Here is a 2,466-nt window from a genome sequence, read left to right as displayed (position 1 = left end):
TAATAATCAGGGTTATGTTATGGACATAAAAGTAATTAATAGCGACTATACTTTAACTGCTACAGATTATACTGTAATAGCTACAGATTTGACAAATGATATCACAATCACACTTCCAGCTGCTGCTGATAACAAAGGAAGAATGTTGATCATTAACCAGTTCAATACTGTAAAAGCAGATGGAACACCTGTAAAAGTTAATTTTAATTATCCTGTATTGTACTCAAGTAATGCACAATATCCGTATATAGCGGTAAGCTTATTTGGAGGAGTGACAGCAGGTAGTGCGAAAATCACATTACAGTCTGATGGTATAAACTGGTATGTAATTACATATACAATGTAATCATTAATTATAGTAATACTGGTCTAATTCTAGACCAGTATTATTTTTTATTTTAAAAATGATTTTTAAAAAACAACAATGAAAAAAATAATTTTTACACTAATAACTTGTTTTGGTGCAGCAATATTTTCATATGGTCAAATAGGAGTTAATACTCCAAAACCATTATCAACATTCGATATTGCAGCTAAAAAGTCAACAGGAACAGCAGTTGAACCTGAAGGGTTGTTAATGCCAAGAGTTGATAGGCAAAGAGCTCAATCAATGGTTGGAGTGAAAACTGCAACAATGATTTATATTATGAATGTTTCGACAGGAACACAGACAGGAACAGCAAGGTTCATCGATCAAAACGGATTTTACTCTTATGATGAAGTTGTAGCTGCTTGGATTAAGACCACCCCGCCTGCACCTATAGTTCCTCAACCAATTGCTTCTACTTTTGTTTTAATGAATGAAAGTGAAGATCCTCCTCAAGTTTGGGGGTATGGATGGAATGAGCCAGTCAACAGTCAAAATTCTTCTCTTTATAAAGATTTCACGATCCCTGTAGGGACATTGACTAAGGATAGCGGTTCAATCGAATTCAGCTTCCGTATTTACAGAAGTCAGGGAGCTGGAGTTTGGGGGAATTCCATTTTGATGTCTGAAGATAATGGTGCAACATGGCCGGATAATTTCAGCTGGGGTGGAGCAGGAGGAGATGTAGTGATGTCAGGTCGTATATTCTTTAACGATGGAAAGCTTACTCTTTGGACAAGTAATGGAATTTCATTCAGAACAACCGTAATAAATAATGCTGCTAAAGCTGTTACTTTCCGCTTAACTGCCACTACAACTGATTTAATAACAAGGATGACGATAGATTATGCCAGATTCATTTTAGTGAAATAATGTTAGCTAAATTATTATTTGGAAGCTTGAAAAAGGTAAAGAAATAGTGATTAAATATTTAGCTAATTCTTTATGAGTTAACTAATAATATTATAGCTAGACTAATCTGACTTTTGCTAGTAGATTATTAACGAATAGCAATAAGTTTGAGAAAACTTATTTACTTTATTGATATTTAAATGCCTCGTTTTAGCGAGGCTTTTTTATTTTATATATACTACTATTAGTTTTTTTTTGTAAGTAATGTCTTAAAGTGAAAGTCAAAAAACTTTTACAGGCAAAAAGAAGAAAAAAGAAATTGGAATTTTGTTAATCCACTATTTTAATTGTGTTGTGATGAATATTAATCAGAATTTATGACACTTAGACATGTGGAAACTAAAAATAATTTATAACTAAGATTAAGTATTATGAAGAATAAATTACTTCCTCTATTTTTTGTTTTAGGAAGCTTTGGAGCTTATTCCCAAATAGGAGTTGGTATTCCAAATCCAAACCAATCATCACAATTAGAAATTTTTGCTAACGACAAAGGACTTTTGATTCCTAGAGTAGCTTTAACAAGTTCAAAAGATGCAGTTACTATCAAAAATGGAAATGTAAACAGTTTGTTAATTTTTAATACAAGTACAATTTCTGATGTTAAACCAGGATATTACTACTGGTTTATTGATAAATGGCTAAGGATAGTTGCTTCTACAGAGATAAATAGTATGACAGGTACTGGTGTTCCTGGTCAAAAAGGAGATCCTGGTTATCCGGGTGAAAATATTAGTCTTTATGTAGATACTGCAACTAATACTATTTATATACAGAATACTGATGGAACTTGGACTTCTGTTAACGGAAAAAATGGAATCGACGGAAAAAATGGTATCAGTGGAGGAAACGGATTGCCTGGTACAAAAGGATTAGATGGAACAATCCAAATGTATATTGATTACGATACAGGAACTGTATTTGTAAGAGATCCCAAAGATAATACAGCATGGATTCCTTTAAGTGCTACTGGTGAAAAAGGTACAGACGGAAAAGATGGTCTTGATGGAAAATCGGCTTTTGATATTTGGAAAGAACTTCCAGGCAATGATGGAAAAACGCTTACGGAATTTTTAGACACTTTAAAAGGAGACAAAGGAGATAAGGGAGACAAACTTGCTTTTTCAGATTTATCTCAAACTGACAAAGACGCTTTAAAAGGAGACAAAGGAGACAAAGGTGATAAG

1 protein-coding gene and 2 pseudogenes are annotated in these 2,466 nt (G+C 33.1%); all 3 read left to right on the top strand.

Translation table 11 applies throughout. The features are described 5' to 3' along the window. Positions 1 to 346 (top strand): annotated as a pseudogene (locus IR010_RS19970) (hypothetical protein); the annotation flags it as partial. Between the two features lie 78 nt (positions 347 to 424). Further along, complete coding sequence (locus tag IR010_RS19965; RefSeq protein ID WP_194570766.1) at positions 425 to 1,240, top strand: hypothetical protein; 816 nt, start codon at positions 425 to 427, stop codon at positions 1,238 to 1,240. A gap of 410 nt (positions 1,241 to 1,650) precedes the next feature. Beyond that, positions 1,651 to 2,466: pseudogene (locus IR010_RS19960) on the top strand (hypothetical protein); the annotation flags it as partial.

The organism is Flavobacterium sp. MR2016-29 (assembly GCF_015350695.1).
Classification (GTDB): Bacteria; Bacteroidota; Bacteroidia; order Flavobacteriales; family Flavobacteriaceae; genus Flavobacterium.
The sequence above is the reverse complement of the archived record's forward strand: the minus strand, read 5'-3'. Positions and strand labels throughout refer to the sequence as shown.

Excerpts from the sequence above, each read along its gene's own strand:
- IR010_RS19965 (WP_194570766.1), top strand. The coding sequence starts at position 425 with ATGAAAAAAATAATTTTTACACTAATAACTTGTTTTGGTGCAGCAATA.